Below are 16025 nucleotides of genomic sequence, written 5' to 3'. Positions count from 1 at the left end.
TTATTGAAATACTTTCTTAAATTGTTTTCCTATTTCATCTTGTTCTTTCTCAACTGTCTTCCAATCAATATTTAATACGGGAATCTCTTCTACATTCGGTCTATTTTCAGCTTTTATATCTGTTCTGCCTGGTAATAAATACGCTTTAGCAACTTGTTTTTGCACATCATCTGATAATAAATAATCAATAAACTCTTTTGCACCTTCTACATTTTTACTATCCTTCATAATACCTGCTGCACGCGGGCTAATAACTGTTCCGCTTTTTGGATAGACAATATCAACCGGTTCCCCCTTTGCTTTTGCGCTGTACGTCATATAATCAACACCCGCAATTACCATGTCTTTCGCACCTGTTACTACTGGATCTAACGCTTCTTGGTTTGCACCTGCTACTGTAACTTCATTTTTCTTAAGCTGTTCAAATAAATTCCATCCATCTTTCCCATTCTTTTTCACATATCCTGTTACAAAGTCTAAAGCTGAACCTGAAAGTGCCGGATCTGGAAGGTTCACTTTCCCTTTCCATTCCCCTTTTGTTATATCACTCCAATCTTCAGGCGCTGTCTTCACATTTTTTGTGTTATACACAATTCCTAACGCTGAAGCACTATAACCGAAATAGTGTCCTTTATCATCCGACCATTCAGAACGAAGCTTATCAGCTTGTTTCGCTTCTTTATAAGCTAACGTTTGCCCATCCTTTTTTAATCCTTCCATCGCTGGTAAAGATGCAAGTACGACAACGTCAACGACTGGATTTTTCTTTTCAGCTTCCATTCTCGCTAAAATCTTACCAGTTGTTCCTTGAAACATTTCTACTTTTATACCCGTTTTCTTTTCAAAGTCCTTTTGAATTTTTTCTGCTAATCCTTTTGGCCCCGCACTATATACAACAATTTTCTTTTCATTCGCATTTTTATTTTTAGCATCTGCACTACCTGTCTTTGAACTACACCCTGTTACTACAGCAGAAAATAATAACGTACATACAAATAAAGACTTAAGCGAACTGAATTTCTTCATACGATTCTCCCCCTATATGATGAATATATTTTTTTGGCACATATAACGATACTGGTTTACCGATGCTTAATTTACTATTGTGATAAGCTGTCCATATTCCAAGTGCACCCATGTTTACTTTCATTTCATACCGTTCTCCTACATATGTAACGTGCTGAATTTCACCTGTATACATTTCACACACTTCATTTTTCGTCCAGCTCACATGCTCTGGACGAATCATTTGTTTACCCTCTACAAGCCAATTTGCCTTACCAACAAATTTTGCAACAAATTCATGAGATGGCTTCACATAAATGTCTTCTGGTGTTCCTTTTTGTAATACTTCTCCTTGTTTCATGACAATAATTTGATCTGACATTGACATTGCTTCTGTTTGATCGTGAGTGACATACAATGCCGTTAAACCGATCGAATGAACGATATCCATAAGCTCTAATCGCATTTCTTCTCTCAAAATTGCATCGAGTGCACTCAGCGGTTCATCAAACAAAATAAAATGCGGTTTTGTTACAATCGCTCTAGCAAATGCGACACGTTGCTGCTGTCCGCCAGAGAGTTCATGTGGATATCTTTTCTCCATCCCTTGCAGGCGAACTCGCTTTATTGCATCTTCTACTTTTTCCCGTAATTGATTCGTTTGCTTTGTAGCCCTTAAACCAAATGCAACATTTTCAAATACATTCATGTGTGGCCATAAAGCGAAATCTTGAAATACCATACCGATATTACGTTCATGAGGAGATGTTTTTATTTTTTTCGCACTAGAATACATGCACGTATCTCCGAAATATATTTCTCCTTTATCTGGTTCTTCAAGTCCTGCAATCATTCTAAGTAAAGTCGTTTTCCCGCATCCCGAAGGTCCTAAAAGTGTGGTAAATTCACCTTGTTTCATGACAATTTGTAACGGCTTTAACGCCTGCGTTTTTCCAAAATTCTTTTCTAATCCACTAATTTTAATGTCCATCGTTTCACCTCTCTCCCCTCACTCTTAACCTGCTTTCATTCTATATGGAAGATTTATACTGAATGTTAATGTACTGTAAAGATTAAATTAAAAAACTTCTAATAAACTATTTATTTCTATAGATTTTTTCTATAGTTAGAAGAAAAAGGGGCAAATTGCCATGAATCTCTTAAAATTAGAAATTGTAGTGCTTATTAAGAAATATAAAAAGCTTACGATTGTTGCAGAAAAACTTGGTATTAAACAACCTACTATTACATTCCATATAAAAAGCTTAGAAGAGGAACTCGGTGTGTCTTTATTTGAATTACGTTCTGGAAGATATTTCTTAACAGAGGCTGGTGAGGCATTGCATCATTATGCTTGTAAAATAGATGCACTTATGAAAGAAGCTAGGCGGGTCACGCAAGAGTTTAAAGATTTTCATAAAGGCGCTATAACAATTGGCGCTAGTTATGTACCAGCGACTTATCTTTTACCAGAAATTATTCACCAATTTCAATGTGAATTTCCAAATATAAAAATAACACTTATGGTAAAAACAGCTCCTGAAATTCGAACAATGCTACAAAATCATGAAATTGATCTCGGGGTAATTTCTGCAGCACCGTTTGATGAATCACTTTTAAAACAGACGATTGTAATGCCTGATACACTTGTTCTTGTTTTCTCCAAAGAACATCCTTTTTCAAAAAAAGAAAATGTATCATTACAAGACATTGAAAAGGAACGTATATTATTGCATCGTAATCCATCTACAACGAGAGATTTACTTACAAAATGGATGTTAGCTCATAACATTACATTCCAATCCGAAATTGAATTAGATTCATTAGAAACGATGAAACAAATTTTAAAATACGGTAATGGTGTCGCTTTTATTTCTAAACTCGCTATTGAACAAGAAGTACAACGAAATGAACTATGCTACATACCTATCCCTGAATTTGAATTTCAGCGTAACATTTATACAATTCATCATGAGGACAGATGGAATTCTAAAATTATTTCTTTTTTACTACATAGCATCACTTCTTATGCAGAAAAAAGTTAAAAGGCTGTCGTTATACACGACAGCCTTTTAAACTACAACTCTATTTATTTTTCTTCGCTTCAATTCTTGCTTGTGCCTCTTCAGCCTTATCTAATGCTTCTGAAAATTTTTTCTCTTTTTCTTTCACGTCATCTATGCTATCGACAGCTTTGATAAGTTTATCAATTCCTTCTTCCTCTACTTTTCTACGCTTTGCCACTCTTTCATTTACTTTCTTTTCCACATCATTTGCTTTTTGAAGCATATTCTCTGCATTTGATGTTACAGCTGTTTCAAGTGCATCGTCCTTTTTCATTTGTAACACTTCATTTGCAATATCTTTCGCTTCTAAATACTTACCGTCTTTTAATGCTGTTGCCCCGTGATCCATTCTCTCAGCAACTTCTTTATATGATTTCGCTTCATTTCCTGATTTCTCTTTTTCTGCTTTTCCAAACCACATCGTTGCATCACTATATTTTTCATCTTTCAATGATTGCATACCTGTTTCAATATATGTGTCATAGTTGCTACATCCAGCCATCACGACTAATAGAAAAAGCATAACAAAACTTAATTTTTTCATGATGTTTTCTCCTTTTCTTTGCTTGCTCACTATACTGTAACATACATGAAAAAGAGTTTCAAAAACTAAAATACTAATTTGGTCATTTTTATAATGATAAGTCAAATTTTTATTATTTTCTTATTTTTAAGCCGACACGTCCACTTGTTTTTTCGCCATATGTTGCTTTACTCCAACTAATACAACTAACAATAAACCTCCGCCTAATGTCATCATAACAATGCTAGTTGGCAACATATCTAATAATAATCCATATACAATCATACCGAGCGGTGCAATTGCAGTAGCAATTGTTTCAAGTAGGCCAAACACACGCCCTAAGTAGCTCGGATCTGTCGTCTTTTGCATATGTACTTGCATCGGAATATTTACAATCATAATTGATATACCCGTTAACATCATAAAAGCAATATAGTAAATAAAACTTGCCACTTTTGGAATGGTAACTAACAACGGGAAGACTGTACATAAACTCAAACCAGCAAACAAAAACAGTCCCGTATAAATAGAACGAAACGGATTATTCACTTCTTTACGCACTGATAAAGCAATCGCCCCCATTAACATCCCGACTGCTAACATTCCCTCTACAACACCGAGTTGCTTTGAAGATAAATGCAATGTATGGACGATAATGTATGGAAGTGCAACGGTTAGCCCACAAGCAAAAAAGTTTACCCACAATGCTATTTTCATTAAGCTATATATTTCATGCTGTCGTTTTACATATGAAAAACCTTCTTTTATACTCGTCAAGAAATGCTCTTTACTCTCAGCCACTTCTTTTTTATACAAATCAAACACAATAAATAATTGCAAAATAACCGCTAAAAAGAATGTAATGCTATTTAACAAAAAGAACGACTTAATTGAAAAAAAACCAAATACAACTCCACCAATGATCGGCCCTAAAATATTTGATAAAGAAGCTGCCGTTTGATTTAAAGCACTCGCTTTTTGAATACGCCCCTCATCCACTAAACTCGGAATAGACGACGTTAATGCAACAGAATAAAAACTTGCACAAATTGATAATAATGCTGCTGAAATATAAATAAAAAGAAGTGATGGTCCAAATATAGTAGCAAGAATAAACATAATAAGCATCGTTAAACTACTTAATAAATCAGTTCCAATGACAAGCCACTTTCGATTCACACGGTCTGCTACAGCACCTGCAATTGGACCACAGATCATCCTTGGAAGTGATCCGCAAACGAGCGTAATTGCAAACCCCATTCCTGAACCAGTTGTCTTTAGTACGTATAACCCCATTGCGAACGTATAAATACCTGCTCCTAATAAAGACGTCATTTTTCCAATCATCATTAAAATGATATTTCTCGTTGCAATCTTCATTCTTGAATCAGCTTGACCTATACTTACATCTTCCATTATGACACTCTCCCCTTAAAAGTTAAATTGTGTTAAACTTATTATATAATCAACTTTCCAATTATTACAACAAAAAGTTTAATTGTATTTAACTTTTTTAATTATAAAGGAGCTACAATATGGCAACTCTCGGAGAAAAAATTAAGGCATTGCGAAAAGAAAAAAAGCTTACTCAAACAGCACTGGCAGGTTCCGAATTGACAAAAAGCATGCTTAGTCAAATTGAAAATGGAAAAGCTACACCTTCTATGAAAACATTACAATATATTGCAGAAAAACTTGAATGTGAAACGAGTTTTTTATTAGAAGAAGATGATGTAGAAATTGTAGCACTCATTCAAAAAATGGAGCCATTAATAAAAGCAAATAAATGCGATGAAGTATATGAGACTTTACTACCTATCGTTCAAAAAGAACTACCTCTTACTTTAAATACAGCACGTTTATATAAACAGTTCATAACTGGAGCGGCTATTATGAACGATTATAATATTGAATATTACGTTGAAAAAGCTGTTTCTATATTTGAAAAATATACTTTGTATCGCGAAAGTACTGAAACGAAACTACTGTTTTACTATATGCTCTACAAACGGAAAAAATATAAAGAATGTTTACAGTTGATTACCAGAATTCGCGATGAATATAAAACGAAGAATTTAGAAATGGATCTTATTACACATATACAATTATATTTAAAAGAAGCAATTATTTTACTCGCATATGGTAATTATGAAAAATGTGAAAAAGTCATTTTAGATGCACTTGCATTTTCAAAAAAACATCAAGTGTATTATAAAACAGATGAATTTTACCGTATTTTATCTTATCAAAAAATTATTACAACTGATAAAGAAAGATATTTATATTACATAAAAAAATCTGAGCAATTTGCCATTTTTACAGAAGATACTTTATCTGTTGCAAATATAGATATATTAAAAGCTTATTACTACAATACCGTTACGAATGAATATACAATTGCATTAGCACATTTAGAACAATTCCGAGAAAAACTAAAAGATGTACCAATTTTTCAAGACGATGGACTGTATTATCTTGAAAAAGGAAAATCTCTGTATGGTTTAAAACATTACAAGGAAGCTTTAGAAGTATTAGATCGTGCTATCATACCGGATTATATGAGTCATCCACTTGATCAATCGTGGTTATTAACAGCTGGATCTTATCGTGCCCTTTGCTATATAGAACTTCAAGATAAAAAATCGGCCTTGAAAGAAGCAAAAGAAGCAGTTCAAGCAATAGATAGCTATCCTGATTCCATCTTCTCTTCATTTATTAAAGAAACATTACAAATAATACAAAAACTTTAAGAATGTCTCGAAATGGTATATTATTCCTCTTTTTTAGCAAAGATAATAATGATGGGAGGAATATAAATGAATATTCAACGTGCAAAAGAGCTTTCTGTGTCAGCGGAGCAAGCTAATGTTAGTTTTCAAGGCATGCCTGTTACGATTCAACACGTCGACGAAAGCAACGAAACCGCCCGCATATATGAAGTAAAAAATCCAGGACGCGAATTAACGGTTCCAGTTAATAGCTTAGAGGAAATATAAAAAATGCCACTTCATTTTTTGAAGTGGCATTTTCTTTTATTATATATTGCATCACTAGTTTTTCGTTTTTAATAAACCGTACAACCCTATACAAATTACAATGAGACCTACTATGCCAAAAACCAGTTTTTCAAATAAATCTCTTGTTTCATGACTCCTCACATCTGCTATACTTTTGTTTTGTCTTTCAATTTCATTTTGCTCTGCTTCTACTCGCTCCCCATACACTAACAAACGATATTTACTTGATGTATATGGTTCACACGTAAGTAATGTAACTTTATCTTTTCCTTTTATTACATTTAATTTATCAACTTGATTAGGATTAATAATCTCACGGCCAACTACTTTATACTCTTGCTGCTTTCCAAATACCTTTACATAGAATAAGTCTCCATCAGTTAACCAATCAAGATGGCGAAACATCTTTGCCCCATGATAACCTCGATGCCCTGCTAAAACAGCATGTGTATCTTTCCCACCAATTGGTAATGAAGTCCCTTCGATTTGCCCTATCCCTTTACTTAAGTTTTCTTGAGTCGCCCCTAAGTAAATTGGCAACTCCTCATTTATTTTTGGAATAGAAACCGTACCAAATATCTCATCTTTATTTATAAAATTTAACGATTCCTTATTTACTTCAGCATCCTGAACAAATGGATCATTCATTTTGAAAGCAGCTCTTCCTAACAAACTATTATATGTTTCCATCTTCTGAAATTTCTCATTAACATCTTCTACTTTTAAATTATCAACCACTTTTTCGTAACGGATTACTCTCGTTTTATATACATAATTGTTTATATAATTAGCAACCAATGGATATAGAAATAGAGATAAACCTGCAAGGAACAATACTAAACTTATGAATCCCCTTCTCACACACTCACCACACAATACATACTATTTTCGTTTTTTTAAATAGATTATTAGAAGGATGATACAAATCATAACAATAGGAATAACGATCATCCACTCTTCTAAAATGAAAGGTTTTGTAATCATTTCTTTTTCTACAATATCATAGGGAACACGGTGACCTCTCACTAGTAACCTGTGCGTGTTCACTCCATAAGGGGTACACGTAATCAATGTTGCATAATCTTGTCCTTGTACAACTAATAAATCTTCTGTCTCATTTGGTAACACAACTTTTATTTGATCTACCTGATAGGCAAGCACTTTATCTAATGTATGAATATAAAATATATCTTTCTTTTCAATTTTGTCTAAATGAGTAAACATTAGCGCTGAAGGTAAACCGCGATGTCCCGTTAAAACTGTATGCGTATTTTCTCCCCCTATTGGTAATGAGGTTTCATTCAACTGACCAATCCCACGGCTTAACACTTCTTCTGTTGTCCCTTGATAAATTGGAAGGTTTACATCAATTTTTGGGATTTCAATATACCCCATAACATCACCAACATTTAACATATCCACAGTAGAACTTTTACGTTCACCATCCTTTTCCCGAAAAGGATCTGAAAATGTTTGCGTCGTATTTTGTACCTTCTTATTATACTCTCGTGCTTCCGTTTCTTTACGATCAATCTCTTCCTGCTCCAGCCCCTTTATCGCTTCATCATACGTACTTACTTCTGAATAATGTGTTCTTGTTGCAAACCAATTGCTTACAGTTGGATAGAGAAATATACTTAATCCTAGTAAAAAAATACTTCCAAAAATTATATTTCGTTTCATAATAGCCTCTTTCACTACGGATAAAATGTGGAAAAGAGGAAAGCAATATGCCTTTCCTCTTTTCTAAACTCAATTATTATAAACATATAAATTAAGAATTTTTTACAGGTTTTTTTCTAAAGAAAATAAATGTTGCTACCGCCATTAGTATAAGGCCCACTACTGTGAAGAGAATTGTACCCATACCACCTGTTGCTGGAATAATCCAACCGCTCTTATTATTCTCAACTTGTAGCTCTATTTTTTGGTGTTTTTCATCAATTGTAATATCAATTGGATCTCTTAACTTTTGATAGTGTTCGACTGCACCGTCTTTATCTTTATATTTTGGTGCTTCCGTCTCAACAATTTGATATTCACCGTACGGGATTTCATTCCATGTAATAATACCATTTGCATCTGTTATATCATTCATTTCTTTCCCATTAACTTTTATAACATTACCTTTTTTATCTTGTAATTGGAACTTCGCACCTTCTAATTTAAGCGTCTTATCCTTACCATCAACTTTTTCAATTTTAATATTTCCCGTTGTCGGTGTGACCACCACTTCATTAGATGGCTTTCCATCTTTTTCTGATGAAACATCATCTTTGTTTACAAAATCAAGTACTGCTTTGTTTGGAATTTTCACTCCAGATTCAACATCACTTTTAATTTTTGCAGTAATTTGTAAATGAAGCTCTTTTCCATTTATTTTTGAAAAATCTTCAATCGTAGCGGTTACTTTTTGGCCTTCTACAACTACTTTTACACTATCATCTTCAACTTTCTTTCCATCAACCATAACAATTGGTAGGCCTTTTATTTCCAAACGATCATCTAAAATATCTGTTACAACATATTTTTTATATGATTGAATATCTTCAGGAAGTAGTGTTTTAATATCATACGTATAATCTGTCTCTTTATTAATTCCAGCTACTTTTGAACCGTTATTTATACTTTTAGTAATGGTAGGTTCTTTATAGTTCTTTATATCGTCCAGCTTAACTACTTCACCAGATTCCTTAATAGAGAAAGGACGCTCCTCTTTACTAGTTAAATAACCTGTTGGAGCCTTATGCTCAATAAAATAATAATAATCCCCATATTCTAGCGAATCAACACGAACTTTACCATCTTCACCTGTTACTAATGAACTCGGTGTCTTAACTTGTGTACTTGTTCCATCCTTATTCTTTTTAAATAAATGGAACTCTGCATCTTTTAATACTTTACCGCCTTCACCTTTTTTTACGAATTCTACTGAACCACGTTTTGTTTCATTTTTAGGGTAAATATGAACATCGTAATTTAATTCTTTACCGTTTGTACTTGTCATTGGAATATCAACTATAAAAGTAGTCATGTCCAATTCAATATGTTTTGGACCTTTAATAGCTTTTACTTCATAACGTCCTAGTGGAAGATTTGTAAAAACAGCTTCCCCTTTTGCATTTGTTACCTTTGTAATTGCAGCATCTTTGACTGGCTTTGCTTCTTCTTTTATAACAGTTCCATCATTTGAAATTTTTTCAAATGACTCAATTCGTTTAATTTCAAAAGTTACACCTTCTAAAGGTTTTGCCCCTTCTGGAACAGTTTGTCCTTCTTTTCCATTACCTTTTGTAGTTGTTTTAAAGTCTTTACTTTGTTCAAACTTATGAATCGTTAAAGTACCTGTACTTTTTGATTCAGCACTAACCGTCATATTCATTAATGCCGAAAAAGCTAATACACATATTAATAATAAGCTAAAAATCCTTTTCATTATTCGTCACTCCCCTATTGTGTCTACCTTTGTTGCAAACTACTAATCTATTTCATAATCTTTCTTTTTCTGAAGAAGAAGAAAGATGTAATAAACATCAATATTCCACCAATTACATAAAAGACAATTGTTCCTATGCCACCTGTTTCAGGGATAATCCACTCATTTTTATGATTTACTATTTTTATTTTTTTGGTAGATACATCGCTAGTCACATGAATTTCAATTGGCTCTTTCATAAGCATATATCCTACTGGCGCTTGCACTTCTTTTAACATATATTTTCCAACTAGCAATGGATTAGAAATAGCTACACCATTTTTATCCGTTGTTAATTCAGATACTACTTTTCCACCTTTATCAATCACTTGAAATACTGCGCCTTCTAATTTGATATTTTCATCGTTCGCATCTACTTTTTCAATCTCAAACTTCCCTAATGTTGGTGGTACTACGAATACTTCATTTGACACAATTTTTTTCTGATCAAACAGTAATTCTGCTTTATTTGGAATACCATCATTCACATTGTATTTCGTTAGTATATCTGCATTTACATTAGCGTTTAGTCTTGACTTAATATGCATTGTATACGATTGATTCGCAAGATAAGTATAATTTCTGTCCTGCTTCGGTAACTCAATACTTACTTTCTTTAATTGTTCATCAATTTGCGGTATAACTTCTATTTCTTCTCCATCGCTGTTTACAAGTCGTACTTGTAGGACAGTTAACACATCTTCTAAGTCATCCTGCAATACCACTTTTTCAAGGTTCATGACATCATTACCAAAATTATAGTTTACATGCCATGTAAACTCTTCACCTACACTTTGTAATGTCGCCTTTTCCACTTCTTTTTCATCTGCATCCGAAACCATCTTTCTTACTTTAGGTTCCTTTGCTTCCACATTCGTTTTTACATTCGGTTTTTGTGGTGGTAAATCTTCATTATCTGGTGTTTTCCCCTCAACAACCGCTATGTTCTCAATTTCTTTCTTTTTTAATGCGTCTTGCGTAACTTTCACTTTAAAAGTTACCGTTCTTTCTTCTGTATCAAGTACATCACCAAAGTTTACTTTGATCGTGTTATCCTCATACGATCCTTCATCTTCGTCAATTGCATCTGTCATTCGCTTCCCATTCAACTTCATACTACCAGCTACATATTCCACTCCTTCAGGCAGTTTATCCATTAGATGCATATCTTTAATTAGCCCATTTTCTACCTTATTTCGAACTTTAATTTGATACTCGAATTCATCATTGACATGAAATTTTTCTTGCCTTTTATCAACAATCTCTTTCTTCGATTCTAGTTGTCCAGACAACGGATCGACTGGTGTTTCAACTTCTGGTTTCTCCTTATCTTTCGAACTATCCGTCTCAACTATTGCTATATTTTTTATTTTCTTATTTGCCATTTCCGTTTTTACAACAACTTCAAACGTTATTGCTTTCTCTCCCTCGCCTTTAAGGTCGCCGAAATGGGCATAAATCGTTCCATCTTTTATATGTACATGATCTTCATCTTCAACATCCGTTTGTTCCTTCCCGTTTATCTTTAACGTATTTGGAACATATTCTACTCCTTCAGGAAGTTTATCCGTAAGTTTAACAGATTTTAAGAGAGAATCTGGCACACTATTTTTAGTATGAATTGTATATTCTAGTTTGTCGCCAACCTTCAGCGTACCACCGTTTATATCCTTAGCTAGTTTAGTAGCTACTAACTTCCCGGGTTTCTCCTCTCGTTCGGGTAATACTTTCACTACTACTTTATTAGAAGAGTTATCCTCAACTTTACTTCCTGTTAACTCATCAATCCCTTGAACAACGGCAGTATTAGGAACTTCAGTTTCTACCTTTTCTCCCTTTAACTTCGCTTTAAATTCAACCGTTGTCTCCGGTGTTTTATCCGTATAGTTTCCACCTTTAGAAGCATTTGCTCCTTCACCAATTCTTATTGTTAACTTTCTTGTCTTTACGTCATAGTCAACCTGTTCTGTTTGATTTCCAGCATTCGGACCAGAAATGATTTTCACCGAATTCGGAACAAATTCTAGACGTGAATCTAAAACATCTTCAATTTTTGTATCAACAGAACTCGAATTCGGTTCAATGTTTTTCACCCGTAAACGATATGTAACTTCATCACCTGGCTCGTATTTTTCTTTTGCATCTACTACTTCCTTATCGATTACCAGCTCTGGCGCTGTTGCATTTACAGCAAAGGCTAATGTGTTTAATACGTAGTCGTCTTTTGTTGTATATGCTTTTAACTTTATTTCTCGTTGACCTGGCTTAATATATCCTGCTGGTAACCTAATTAAATCTGCATCAATTCCTAAATTATTTTTATAATCGGGATTAAAAGTACCTGGATACTTATCTCTCATATGTTCTTCATATTCAGAAATAGTGGAATTAAATATATTACCTGTTGGATTCAGCTTATCAGTAACTTCCTTCCAAGTATTATCTGTATGAACAGAAAGTTTATCACCTTGCCAATATCTATCACCTTGGACAGCGAAAACAGAAACTTTTGGATCTAAATCTCCAGTTTTTGAAGCAAGAAAGTTTTTCACAGTAAATTCTTTTTCACCAGACCCAGTAGCTCTTTTCAATCCACCATCATAAACAGTAAATGCTTTTCTTGTTTTTGACTTATCTTTCGTGATAACTAACATGTACCAGCCAGCAAAAGAATAATATCCATAATTATATGCAAGGTTTGTATTTGGATAAGGAATATTTGCTACAGTATAGCTTCCTCCTTTTGAATTAGAGGACTGTAAAGGCTTTGTAACATCTGCATAGTTAGAATAATAAGTACCATCAATACCAAAACCATAAAGCAAGCCACTACCGTAATACGTATTACTTGGTTTTACTTGAAAGCTCTTCCCTACCGGAGTAGTAAACTTTATTGGTGCTACATACTGTTGCTGCGTTAATTCATAACGTGTTGAGCTCCAATATAGCCCAGCCCATTCAATTTCAGCATCTTCTGGAACAGGAATATATGCCTTAGATGAATTTGTAGTTGTTGGATCATCATCTACATCAATGAGTTCACGTGTATAGCCATTCGGTGTTGTCGCGTAAGTATACGTTATATCTGAATACAATGCTGTTTTCTTCTGAGCTTCAGTAGCTTTAATACCTAAATTCACATTCCCAGTAGAATACATATCACCTTTATGAATAGATTGATAAGTAGGGTTATCGAATCCCTCATCATCTGTTACCGCTGCACTCACCTTACCAATCGAACTTAAAAACTGGTATTGAGATAACAGCAAGAATAAACTCATAACAACTATAAATACATTTAATATTTTTTTATTTTCTTTTATCCTACTGTGCAAAGAGGTCACCTCCTTCAATAAATTTTACTAACATATTATATATATATACTTTATATGTATTATTCTAATATAAATCATAAGATTTGTTAACAAAATATGTGATTTATTACTATTTTATACATTTTAATATAGAGATTTTAAGATTAATAATAGTATCTAATAATAATTAAGCTTTGAATATAAATAATATAGAAACTTCTTACTTTAAACCTATTTTATGGTATTCTATATAATGGTAATTACAAAATCTTTATAATAAAATATAAAAGTTTTATAATTCCATACCCTATTAATAAAGGAGGCTTTTCATGAACCTTTCTATATACGAAGGTTTAGGTATTATTTTTTTCATAATCATTATTACTTACGCTCTCGCCCACAAATATTTATGGTCAAAAAAATTACTTATTATTCTATTTCTCGTTAGTAATGCCATTTACCTTATTTGGCGAACTTTTTATTCGTTACCAACTATTAATCTCATAAGTATTATCGCGGGTATTATATTGTTAGTTACAGAGTGGGCTGGTTATTTACAATCTATCGTTTTTAGCATCATTTCATGGAAACCGTATAAACGGAAAGAAGTACCGTTATCTACTTTCGAAACATTACCTACCGTTGATATTTTTATCGCAACCTACAATGAGCCACTCGATTTATTAAAACGAACTGTCGCTGGTTGTACAATGATAACTTATCCGAAAGAGTTGCTCAATATTTACATTTGTGATGATGGTCGACGCGAAAGTGTTAAAAATCTTGCTAGTGAATTTTCTGTCCACTATATTACTCGTACTGAAAACACTCATGCTAAAGCAGGAAACTTAAATCATGCCATGACCCATTCGACAGGTGATATTATCGTTACAATGGATGCTGATATGGTCCCAAGAGCCAACTTTTTAGAGCGAACGATTGGTTATTTTTCTAAAAATAATATTGTATTTGTTCAAGCACCACAAGTGTTTTATAATGCTGATCCGTTCCAATATAATTTGTTTTTTGAAGATAATATCGCCAATGAACAAGATTTCTTTATGCGTCAATTAGAGGAAGGAAAAGATCGATTTAACGCTACGATGTATGTTGGTAGTAACGCTCTATTTCGCCGTACTGCTCTTGAAGAAATTGGAGGATTTGCAACTGGCGTTATTACTGAAGATATGGCAACTGGTATGCTACTACAAGCGAACAAATGGGAAACTGTATTTGTCAATGAAACACTCGCTGTTGGATTATCCCCAGAAACGTTTAGCGATTTATTAAAACAACGTGATCGCTGGTGTCGAGGGAATATTCAAGTCGTAAAAAAATGGAATCCTTTCACTTTAAAAGGATTATCTTTTATGCAGCGTCTTTTATATGCAGATGGAATCCACTATTGGTTTTTCGGCGTTTATAAAATGATATTTTTACTAGCGCCACTATTATTTTTAGTATTCGATATTTATAGTTTAGAAATTAATTTTATGCAATTATTTATGTTTTGGGCTCCTGCCTTTTTAACGTCACAACTTATTTTCAAAGCTGTTTCGAATAAAAAACGAACGACTACGTGGAGTCACTTATACGAAGTAGCTATGGCACCTTATATGGGATTTGCTATTTTATCTGAAACGTTCTTACGGAAAAAGTTTCAATTTCATGTAACGAGAAAAGGCGTCCAAAATAACACGAGACATTTTTTATGGATTGCAAGTGTCCCTCATCTCGTGCTACTAATATTAACAGTTATTGCACTTATTCGGGCAACACTTATGCTCTTATACCCTGCGCAATATCATATTGAAAGAGAAAGTTTATATATTAATATTTTCTGGGTACTATACAACGGGGTAGCGATTATCACTTCATTATTTGTAGCATTTGAAAGACCGCGTTTCCGAAACTCTGAACGTTTCGTAGTAAATTTACCAGGTACTTTACAAACCGAAGATATGACGATTTCTTGCCACGTCCTTGATATTAGTGAAACTGGTGCACGTTTTGAAGTAGATTCATACATTCCATTTGAAACTTTATCAAGTCTATCTTCCTATACATTATCTTTTGGAGAGGTAGAAAAGATTCATAGTAGAAAAAAATGGATTCGGAGACAAGAAAATTCTGTGCAAATTGGCGTGTCGTTTCATGATGTATCCCATGAGCAATATTGTAAACTCATTCTTCATCTATTTAGTAAACCTGTTAATGACCGGGTGGAAAAGGTGTACGATAAGGCATTTCTTACACTAGCAATTGCATCTTTCATAAAAAACACAAAGAAATCACCAAGGCAATTTCGCAGGCAACATATACGTGAAGAACTTATGACTCCTGGAACATTACATATGAACGGGATGCCAATTGAAGCGACCATTATCGACTATAGTACCGGTGGGTGTCAAATACAAACGAACACCCCACTCGCGATTGACCAAATTATACAAGTTACAATGAATGAGCGTAATATTCAAAAGAAAAAAGCGCAAGTATGTTGGATTCAAAAAAAAGGTCGTAAAATATATGCTGGATTAAAATTTACAGCGTAAAAAAAAAAAGAAGCCCCTTGCTTCTTTTCTTTTTATTTCGTGCTAAAATTCAAACTATGAAATAATTTTC

12 protein-coding genes are annotated in these 16025 nt (G+C 33.5%); 4 read left to right on the top strand and 8 right to left on the bottom strand.

The features are described from left to right. Both DN392_RS21245 and DN392_RS21240 read right to left on the bottom strand, forming a co-directional pair. Positions 1-1026, bottom strand: coding sequence for an ABC transporter substrate-binding protein (locus DN392_RS21245; protein WP_046959003.1), 1026 nt, complete (start codon positions 1024-1026; stop codon positions 1-3). After that, complete coding sequence (locus DN392_RS21240; protein WP_000351823.1) at positions 1004-1996, bottom strand: ABC transporter ATP-binding protein; 993 nt, start codon at positions 1994-1996, stop codon at positions 1004-1006. Before DN392_RS21240 ends, DN392_RS21245 begins: the two co-directional genes overlap by 23 nt. A 160-nt stretch (positions 1997-2156) precedes the next feature. Here DN392_RS21240 and DN392_RS21235 point away from each other — a divergent pair, with 160 nt between their 5' ends. Beyond that, positions 2157-3050, top strand: coding sequence for a LysR family transcriptional regulator (locus tag DN392_RS21235; protein ID WP_001050588.1), 894 nt, complete (start codon positions 2157-2159; stop codon positions 3048-3050). Between the two features lie 40 nt (positions 3051-3090). Here DN392_RS21235 and DN392_RS21230 read toward each other — a convergent pair whose 3' ends face one another. Both DN392_RS21230 and DN392_RS21225 read right to left on the bottom strand, forming a co-directional pair. Then, the gene (locus tag DN392_RS21230; protein ID WP_000736445.1) at positions 3091-3615 is read right to left on the bottom strand and encodes a DUF4398 domain-containing protein; all 525 of its coding nucleotides are present in this window, start codon (positions 3613-3615) and stop codon (positions 3091-3093) included. 126 nt (positions 3616-3741) lie between these two features. Continuing rightward, positions 3742-5010, bottom strand: coding sequence for an MFS transporter (locus tag DN392_RS21225; RefSeq protein WP_000390440.1), 1269 nt, complete (start codon positions 5008-5010; stop codon positions 3742-3744). 119 nt (positions 5011-5129) lie between these two features. Here DN392_RS21225 and DN392_RS21220 point away from each other — a divergent pair, with 119 nt between their 5' ends. Beyond that, positions 5130-6344, top strand: a complete 1215-nt coding sequence (locus DN392_RS21220) for a helix-turn-helix domain-containing protein (protein ID WP_048566853.1) — start codon at positions 5130-5132, stop codon at positions 6342-6344. Positions 6345-6410: 66 nt separating this feature from the next. Then, positions 6411-6590, top strand: a complete 180-nt coding sequence (locus tag DN392_RS21215) for an H-type small acid-soluble spore protein (protein ID WP_001025744.1) — start codon at positions 6411-6413, stop codon at positions 6588-6590. A gap of 54 nt (positions 6591-6644) precedes the next feature. On the opposite strand, the gene DN392_RS21210 is transcribed toward DN392_RS21215, so the two are convergent. From DN392_RS21210 to DN392_RS21195, 4 genes are all read right to left on the bottom strand, one after another. Next, positions 6645-7472: a class C sortase gene (locus DN392_RS21210; protein WP_033658776.1), complete on the bottom strand. Its 828-nt coding sequence runs from the start codon at positions 7470-7472 to the stop codon at positions 6645-6647. Positions 7473-7493: 21 nt separating this feature from the next. Further along, entirely contained in the window at positions 7494-8294 is an 801-nt protein-coding gene (locus tag DN392_RS21205; RefSeq protein WP_000827787.1) for a class C sortase, read from the bottom strand. A 91-nt stretch (positions 8295-8385) separates the two neighbouring features. Beyond that, positions 8386-10047: a SpaH/EbpB family LPXTG-anchored major pilin gene (locus tag DN392_RS21200; RefSeq protein WP_064056745.1), complete on the bottom strand. Its 1662-nt coding sequence runs from the start codon at positions 10045-10047 to the stop codon at positions 8386-8388. A gap of 47 nt (positions 10048-10094) precedes the next feature. Further along, positions 10095-13421 carry an isopeptide-forming domain-containing fimbrial protein gene (locus DN392_RS21195; protein WP_088321456.1) on the bottom strand — a complete coding sequence of 1109 codons (3327 nt, stop codon included), beginning with the start codon at positions 13419-13421 and terminating at the stop codon, positions 10095-10097. Between the two features lie 308 nt (positions 13422-13729). Here DN392_RS21195 and DN392_RS21190 point away from each other — a divergent pair, with 308 nt between their 5' ends. Then, positions 13730-15955 (top strand): glycosyltransferase, encoded by a 2226-nt coding sequence (locus tag DN392_RS21190; protein WP_064056746.1) that lies wholly within the window; start codon positions 13730-13732, stop codon positions 15953-15955. Positions 15956-16025: the final 70 nt, after the last annotated feature.

The organism is Bacillus sp. BB51/4, assembly GCF_008368845.1.
In the GTDB taxonomy this organism is placed as follows: Bacteria; Bacillota; Bacilli; order Bacillales; family Bacillaceae_G; genus Bacillus_A; species Bacillus_A wiedmannii.
The sequence above is the reverse complement of the archived record's forward strand: the minus strand, read 5'-3'. Positions and strand labels throughout refer to the sequence as shown.

What these genes read in the sequence shown, in the direction of transcription:
- DN392_RS21205 (WP_000827787.1), bottom strand. Translation starts at nt 8,294, where the DNA reads ATGAAACGAAATATAATTTTTGGAAGTATTTTTTTACTAGGATTAAGT.
- DN392_RS21235 (WP_001050588.1), top strand. Translation starts at nt 2,157, where the DNA reads ATGAATCTCTTAAAATTAGAAATTGTAGTGCTTATTAAGAAATATAAA.
- DN392_RS21215 (WP_001025744.1), top strand. Translation starts at nt 6,411, where the DNA reads ATGAATATTCAACGTGCAAAAGAGCTTTCTGTGTCAGCGGAGCAAGCT.
- DN392_RS21220 (WP_048566853.1), top strand. Translation starts at nt 5,130, where the DNA reads ATGGCAACTCTCGGAGAAAAAATTAAGGCATTGCGAAAAGAAAAAAAG.
- DN392_RS21230 (WP_000736445.1), bottom strand. Translation starts at nt 3,615, where the DNA reads ATGAAAAAATTAAGTTTTGTTATGCTTTTTCTATTAGTCGTGATGGCT.
- DN392_RS21245 (WP_046959003.1), bottom strand. Translation starts at nt 1,026, where the DNA reads ATGAAGAAATTCAGTTCGCTTAAGTCTTTATTTGTATGTACGTTATTA.
- DN392_RS21225 (WP_000390440.1), bottom strand. Translation starts at nt 5,010, where the DNA reads ATGGAAGATGTAAGTATAGGTCAAGCTGATTCAAGAATGAAGATTGCA.
- DN392_RS21240 (WP_000351823.1), bottom strand. Translation starts at nt 1,996, where the DNA reads ATGGACATTAAAATTAGTGGATTAGAAAAGAATTTTGGAAAAACGCAG.
- DN392_RS21200 (WP_064056745.1), bottom strand. Translation starts at nt 10,047, where the DNA reads ATGAAAAGGATTTTTAGCTTATTATTAATATGTGTATTAGCTTTTTCG.
- DN392_RS21190 (WP_064056746.1), top strand. Translation starts at nt 13,730, where the DNA reads ATGAACCTTTCTATATACGAAGGTTTAGGTATTATTTTTTTCATAATC.